This window comes from Nostoc sp. MG11, assembly GCF_014904695.1.
Lineage (GTDB): Bacteria > Cyanobacteriota > Cyanobacteriia > Cyanobacteriales > Nostocaceae > Komarekiella.
On sequence record NZ_JACXXN010000014.1, the window covers coordinates 170,901 to 177,273 of the forward strand.

Genomic DNA, 6,373 nt, shown 5'->3' on the forward strand with positions numbered 1-6,373 from the left:
CCTTGCCTCCCCTGCTCCCCCTGCCCTGGTTGCTGAGCGGAGTCGAAGCACTCCCCCACTCCTCCATCTCCCCCTATTCCCATTGTTCCTATAAAGTTCATGAAAATTGAGGAATTATCTGCTTTAGAAGTCAGCTTTAATCAACTGATTGAAACTCTACTGCTCAAAACGGTAGAAGGTGAACACTTTACTGTGAAACTGAGCAGTGAACGGAGTCAATTTACTCGTTTCAATCATGCGAAAGTCAGACAAACTGGTTGTGTCGCTGATGGTTTGATAGAACTGACTTTGATGAAAAATCAGCATAGCAGTTTTCGGCAGTTTCCTTTTACTGGAAATTGGGGAGTAGATTGGCAGATAGCATACAAAGCTTTACAAGAACTACGTGAAGAACTTCCGTTATTACCTATCGATCCCTATCTAGTTTTGCCATCAGGAAACAATACCAGTCGGGAAGTACATCCTGGAAAATTATTGGCAGCAGAAGCAGTAGTGCCAACTGTGCTAGAACTGGTTGCTGAATTAGATTTTACTGGTATATATGCTGGCGGAGTAGTAGTTAAAGGTTATGGTGATTCTAGCGGACAGAAACACTGGTTTGCTACTGATTCTTTTACCTTAGATTATTCTTTATTCACCAATTCTGGACAAGCTGTTAAAGGCACTTTTGCTGGAAGTGATTGGGATGCAGCTGCTTATATAGCCAAAATCAGCGAAGCAAAACAACAACTAGAAATGCTTTCTCGCTCGGCTAAAGAGTTACCACGAGGACATTATAAAACTTATTTTGCACCTGCTGCTGTTGCAGATTTATTAATGATGCTTTCTTGGGGAGCCGTGAGTGAAGCTGATATCCAACAAGGAAACAGTGCTTTAGCTTCTCTATGGCGTCAAGAAAAACAACTTTCGCCAGCATTTAACTTGCAAGAAAACTTTCAGCGGGGATTAGTGCCGCGATTTAATGAATTGGGAGAAATGGCTGCACCGGAGTTAAGTGTCATAAAAAAAGGACTTTTGGTAAATACTTTAGTGAATTCTCGTACTGCTAAGGAATATCAAAAAGTTGCCAATGGTGCAAATGGTTCAGAAACGTTACGTGCGCCAGAAATAAGTCCGGGAAATTTAGCCTTTGAGCAAATTCTTCCAAGTTTGGATACAGGTTTATATGTATCGAATTTGCATTATTTGAATTGGAGCGATCGCCCTACTGGTAGAATCACGGGTATGACCCGTTATGCTTGCTTTTGGGTAGAAAAGGGAGAAATTATCGCCCCTATTGAAAACTTGCGTTTTGATGAAAGTCTCTATCGCTTCTGGGGAGAAAACCTGATTAATTTGACCAATTTTCAGGAATTCATTCCCGAAGTAGGTACATACGATGGTCGCCAACTTGGAGGAAGTTTAATTCCTGGTATTTTGGTGGAAGATTTCACATATACTTTGTAGTCAGTTTGTGTAAAAAAACTTATTCTTTGGTAGAGATGCGAAATCTAGCGTCTCTACACCGAATTATCAAATCACCTATTTCTGTAAACTGCATTAATTACAATATCTTTGATAGTTAGGTAAATAATTAATAGCAATAAGAGAAATTGCTCAAACTGAAGAATTGGATCTAGACGCCAGCCTTGAAACAATAAAATAAGCCCACATAATAACAATATAATGGGTGTAAATATCACTTGGATCAGGTAAAGTGCCAAAGCCGAACCTGCTAGTCTGGTTCCTCTTGGTATTAGCCAAACTAGCATTAAAATAAAATAAACTATTGCCAAAAGTAAATAAATAATTCCAATTAATCCGGCTATATTTAATCCAAAATTAATTTGAGCTATCAGCATTTATTAAAAATCCTGCTCAATAATTACAAGCAATAATTTTAAACCTATTTACTAAGTAAGTTAAGTTTAGTCTATGGAAATCTAAAAGTTTTAATGAAATTTGTTGGGTTAAGCTACTGCTAAACCCAACCTAAAATTCTTTCCCATCTGTTTTTAGATCCTCTATCTTCTCTTACCAGGAGGTGAATGACGCTGCACAGAGCTATCTCCTCGCAGTTGTTGCCGTCCATTGGTAATAATTCGCAGCATCTCTTGGAGATCCTGCTCGATATTTCCAAGAACGCCATCGGCATATCCATCAGCACCATCTTCAATTTCTTGAGCTTGAGCGATCGCTGTTTGGCGCATTTCCTCCAACTCTTGCTGACAAGCGTGCCGCTTGCGGTCAATTTCAGTGAGGGTTTCTTGCATGATTGCTTCACACTCTTGTTGCACTTGTCGCCGCAGTTGTTCGGCTTCCTGTTCTGCCTGTCTGACAATATCGCTTTCAGTTAAAATCTGCGCTCTTTTTGCTTGCGCTGCTTCAACAACTTGCTGTCCATACTCTTCTGCTTGCAGCAGAATTTCATCCTTTTGTTCCAGGATTGCTGCTGCTTCCTGAAAAACCGATGGTAAGGAAAGCCGAATGAAATCTAGCTGATCTAGCAGCTTTTCTTCATCTATGAGCGTGCGTCCCGTCAGCGGAATTCGGACACTAGAGAGAACCATTTCTTCTAAGCGGTCAAGTTCCTGCTGAATGTCTACACTTGCTGATCGCGAAGCATCTCCGTAGGAGTTTCCATTGGCATACTCTTGAGGGGGATTGCTTCCGTTGTGATTGGATTCAACATTGGAGAGTTGTGGTTGTAGCATTGGTATATATCTAGGGCAATGTGTGGGGGAACGAGATGATCGACAGAGCCACCAAACCTTGCAATCTCTTTTACCACACTACTACTTAAAAAACTATACTCATTTGAGGTTGCCAAAAAAACTGTCTCTACTTGAGTAGAAAGAGTTTTATTGGTGTGAGCCATCTGCAATTCTATTTCAAAGTCTGACACTGCCCGTAAACCCCGTAGCAGAACTTGCGCTTGTCGCATTTGAGCATAGTTGACAGTAAGACCGTCGAAGCTGTCTGCTTCTACATTAGGTAGATGTTGTGTGGAGAGACGAATCTGTTCTAGCCGTTGCTGGACGCTAAATAGTGGCATTTTGTTGGGATTTCGCAAAACTGCGACAATCACCCACTCAAACAGCCGACTGGCACGCCCAATGAGGTCAAGATGTCCCAAGGTGATGGGGTCGAAACTACCAGGATAAACAGCAATCACAATCTTAGATATATCAAAGTTGTTTAGGTGATTATATCGAAACCTTTGTGTGTAACTTACTCAAATCTACCATCTCGCGCTCTGACCGAGGGTGTTAAAGTCCATTGTTGTGGTGGCACAAGTTATGCTCAACTAGGCATTAGGAATTAGACTCCTAAACGTGGATGCTGAACTTTCACTTGCGTCCCCACTTTCCTTGTGAAGGATTCAAGCGTAGCTCCAGCAGTTGAAACGTAAGAAACCCCGTACTTAGCAAAGTGCGTGGACAGTTTATAAAATCTTCTAGGTAATTTTGCATGGTACTGGATTCCACCTTGCCCTTAGCGTTTCAATTTACTTCTCCGGGCCCGATTCTGGTGAGAATAGGGCCAATAATTATCCGCTGGTATGGCTTGTTGATTGCCACAGCAGTGTTAATTGGTGTTATTCTTTCTCAGTACTTGGCAAAGCGCCGTAATGTTAATCCAGATTTGCTGAGCGATTTATTCTTTTGGTTGTTAATTGGGGCAATTCCCGGCGCACGGCTATATTACGTTTTGTTTGAATGGTCAAAATATGCCTCAACTCCAGGAAAAATCATTGCTATCTGGGAAGGAGGTATTGCCATTCACGGAGCGATTATCGGTGGCGTTTTGGCAGCGTTAATTTTTGCCAAACTCAAACAGGTTTCTTTCTGGCAACTAGCAGATTTGGTAGCTCCTTCGCTGATTTTAGGACAAGCGATCGGACGTTGGGGCAATTTCTTCAACTCTGAAGCTTTTGGCAGACCCACTAATTTACCCTGGAAGCTATATATTCCACCGGATAATCGTCCTTTAGAGTATGCTAATTTCGATTACTTTCATCCCACCTTCCTCTATGAGTCTCTGTGGGATCTAATGGTGTTTGCGCTGTTGATTACGTTGTTTTTTCGCTCTTTATCTGGCAAGCCACGCCTAAAAGTAGGCACACTGTTTTTAGTGTACTGGCCAGCCTATAGCTTAGGACGCCTGTGGATTGAAGGTTTTCGCACTGATAGCTTAATGCTAGGGCCCTTGCGGATAGCACAAATAGTGAGCAGTCTAGGAATTGTCTTAGGATTAGCTGGGTTAGCTTGGCTTTACTTAATCAAACGCCCTTTACCCGATGTAGTTCCTCCCTTTAAGGGAGATGGGGAGAGCGGGAGATGAGGGAGCAGGGGGAGCACAAGGGGAATAAATACTGACTTTTGACCCTTGACTCTTGACTCTTGACCGTTGACTAAGAAATAAAAAATGCCCCAGAGTTTTCTCTAGGGCTTAACCAGGGTGCATCTACCATTACTCTCTACTAGGAAAAGAGGGTAAATCAGGAAAGATACTGAAGAAAATGCCAAAAAAACTTTTTGAGGGACTATTGTGTGCTCTGATAAGCGTGAATATACTGAAAATTTTGGCTATGAAAAAACACGATATACTGTAGAACCGTGTGTGTATATTGTGGGAGCGGGCCCTGGAGATCCAGATTTATTGACGGTCAAGGCGCAGAAACTATTGGCTGCTGCCGATGTGATTTTATTTGCTGATTCTTTAGTACCTGAACAGATTTTGGATGTTTGCCGAAAAGACGCGGAGATTATTAGGACTGCAAATCAGACTTTAGAAGAGATTTTGCCGATTATGATCGCAAGAGTGCGATCGCACCAATCAGTCATCCGCCTCCATTCCGGCGACCCCAGTCTCTACAGCGCCATTCATGAGCAAATGCACCTGCTCGCAGAGGCAAAAATTCCTTTTGAAGTCATACCAGGTATCAGCGCCTTTCAAGCCGCAGCTGCCAAACTCAAAATAGAACTAACTGTACCCGGTTTAGTCCAAACTATCATCTTGACGCGCATCAGCGGACGTACCGAAGTCCCCGCTACTGAAGAATTAGCTACTCTTGCAGCACATCAAGCTAGCCTTTGCCTGTATTTAAGTGCGCGTCACGTCGAAAATGCCCAAGCTAAACTACTGGAACATTACCCAGCCGAAACCCCAGTAGCTATTTGCTTTCGCATAGGGTGGCCTGATGAAAAAATCAGAGTTGTCCCCCTTGACCAAATGGCAGATTGCACTCATCAAGAAAAGCTAATTCGTACTACACTTTATCTAATCAGTCCTGCACTCTTGCCAGCAACAGGGCGATCGCGTTTATATCATCCTGAACATAGTCATCTATTTCGTTCATCCCATTAATGAGCTAGTAATCGAACTTCTCTGTACAGTGAAATAAAATTAACACAGCGATCGCTACTGTTAAGTTTGACAATTACGAATTACGAATTATTTATATGCCATTAATTAAAGTACAAACTTCTGTATCTGCTCCTCAAAAAGCTGAAATTGAAACAATACTTTTGAGTTTATCTGCCAAGTTAGCTAAATATCTGGGAAAACCAGAATCCTATGTAATGACTGCGTTTGAACCAGGAATCCTCATGACGTTTGCCGGAACTACTGAGCCTGCTTGCTACATTGAAATTAAGAGCGTCGGCACAATGAAGCCAGACCAAACCGAGGCGATGAGTCAGGACTTTTGTCAGCAGATTAATCAAACGCTAGGTGTGCCTAAAAATCGGATTTACATAGAGTTTGCGGACGCCAAGGGTGCAATGTGGGGGTGGAACGGTTCAACTTTTGGTTGATTCGGGTACAAAATAGCTTATTTACCAGCAAACAAAGCTAATAAACATGAAAATAGTTAATAAATAGAAAATATAAAGCAGTAGTTAAGAAAACTCTACTTGTAAAGAAATAAAGCTTCAATCAGAGTAAATTATATCAATTGCCTCTTTTTTAGCGAAGCGAGTTAGGAGTTGACATAGTAGCTTTTTTATTTAATTTGTCATCTTATTTGAAGATAAAAATTAATTTGACAGCTTGACTGTGTACTATGAAATAAAAGATATATCAATCATAGGATATCGGAATGTACGGCTTAATAAACAAAGCGATTCGTGATATGGTATGCGATCGTTTTGGTGAAGAAATTTGGCAGACAATTAAACAAAAAGCTGAAGTCAAAATAGATACTTTCTTGAGGATGGAACCCTATCCTGATGACCTAACTCACAAACTAGTGAAAGCGACGAGTGAGGTTGTCGGCTTATCTGGTGCAGAAATTACAGCACTTGCGTCTGTTATGAGGTACAATCAATTAAAATATAAATCCCTTTAAATGAAGTCATACTCTGTCGATCTTCGAGAAAAAATAGTTGCA

Annotated in this window: 8 protein-coding genes; 5 read left to right on the plus strand and 3 right to left on the minus strand. The window is 41.4% G+C overall.

The genetic code is table 11. From position 1 onward, the window contains the following. The first annotated feature begins 99 nt into the window (after positions 1 to 99). A complete protein-coding gene (locus HCR01_RS20325; protein ID WP_193197902.1) occupies positions 100 to 1,446 on the plus strand; it encodes a TldD/PmbA family protein in 1,347 nt (448 codons plus the stop codon). 71 nt (positions 1,447 to 1,517) lie between these two features. On the opposite strand, the gene HCR01_RS20330 is transcribed toward HCR01_RS20325, so the two are convergent. The 3 genes from HCR01_RS20330 to coaD all read right to left on the minus strand — a co-directional run bounded on the left by HCR01_RS20330 (position 1,518) and on the right by coaD (position 3,154). Next, on the minus strand, positions 1,518 to 1,841 hold the full coding sequence (locus tag HCR01_RS20330; RefSeq protein WP_193197903.1) for a Ycf66 family protein: 324 nt from the start codon (positions 1,839 to 1,841) through the stop codon (positions 1,518 to 1,520). A gap of 162 nt (positions 1,842 to 2,003) precedes the next feature. After that, entirely contained in the window at positions 2,004 to 2,693 is a 690-nt protein-coding gene (locus HCR01_RS20335; RefSeq protein ID WP_193197904.1) for a DivIVA domain-containing protein, read from the minus strand. Beyond that, a complete protein-coding gene (gene coaD / locus HCR01_RS20340) occupies positions 2,582 to 3,154 on the minus strand; it encodes a pantetheine-phosphate adenylyltransferase (RefSeq protein WP_193197905.1) in 573 nt (190 codons plus the stop codon). The genes HCR01_RS20335 and coaD overlap by 112 nt, the downstream gene beginning before the upstream one ends. Before the next feature lie 296 nt (positions 3,155 to 3,450). Here coaD and lgt point away from each other — a divergent pair, with 296 nt between their 5' ends. The 4 genes from lgt (at position 3,451) to HCR01_RS20360 (ending at position 6,331) form a co-directional block, all read left to right on the plus strand. Continuing rightward, complete coding sequence (gene lgt / locus HCR01_RS20345; protein ID WP_193197906.1) at positions 3,451 to 4,323, plus strand: prolipoprotein diacylglyceryl transferase; 873 nt, start codon at positions 3,451 to 3,453, stop codon at positions 4,321 to 4,323. Between the two features lie 207 nt (positions 4,324 to 4,530). Then, a complete protein-coding gene (cobM, locus tag HCR01_RS20350) occupies positions 4,531 to 5,349 on the plus strand; it encodes a precorrin-4 C(11)-methyltransferase (protein WP_320073140.1) in 819 nt (272 codons plus the stop codon). Between the two features lie 95 nt (positions 5,350 to 5,444). Then, positions 5,445 to 5,798 carry a phenylpyruvate tautomerase MIF-related protein gene (locus HCR01_RS20355; protein ID WP_193197907.1) on the plus strand — a complete coding sequence of 118 codons (354 nt, stop codon included), beginning with the start codon at positions 5,445 to 5,447 and terminating at the stop codon, positions 5,796 to 5,798. 284 nt (positions 5,799 to 6,082) lie between these two features. Beyond that, positions 6,083 to 6,331, plus strand: coding sequence for a heme NO-binding domain-containing protein (locus tag HCR01_RS20360; RefSeq protein WP_226889462.1), 249 nt, complete (start codon positions 6,083 to 6,085; stop codon positions 6,329 to 6,331). Positions 6,332 to 6,373: the final 42 nt, after the last annotated feature.

What these genes read in the sequence shown, in the direction of transcription:
- HCR01_RS20325 (WP_193197902.1), top strand. Translation starts at nt 100, where the DNA reads ATGAAAATTGAGGAATTATCTGCTTTAGAAGTCAGCTTTAATCAACTG.
- HCR01_RS20330 (WP_193197903.1), bottom strand. Translation starts at nt 1,841, where the DNA reads ATGCTGATAGCTCAAATTAATTTTGGATTAAATATAGCCGGATTAATT.
- HCR01_RS20335 (WP_193197904.1), bottom strand. Translation starts at nt 2,693, where the DNA reads ATGCTACAACCACAACTCTCCAATGTTGAATCCAATCACAACGGAAGC.
- lgt (WP_193197906.1), top strand. Translation starts at nt 3,451, where the DNA reads ATGGTACTGGATTCCACCTTGCCCTTAGCGTTTCAATTTACTTCTCCG.
- HCR01_RS20355 (WP_193197907.1), top strand. Translation starts at nt 5,445, where the DNA reads ATGCCATTAATTAAAGTACAAACTTCTGTATCTGCTCCTCAAAAAGCT.
- HCR01_RS20360 (WP_226889462.1), top strand. Translation starts at nt 6,083, where the DNA reads ATGTACGGCTTAATAAACAAAGCGATTCGTGATATGGTATGCGATCGT.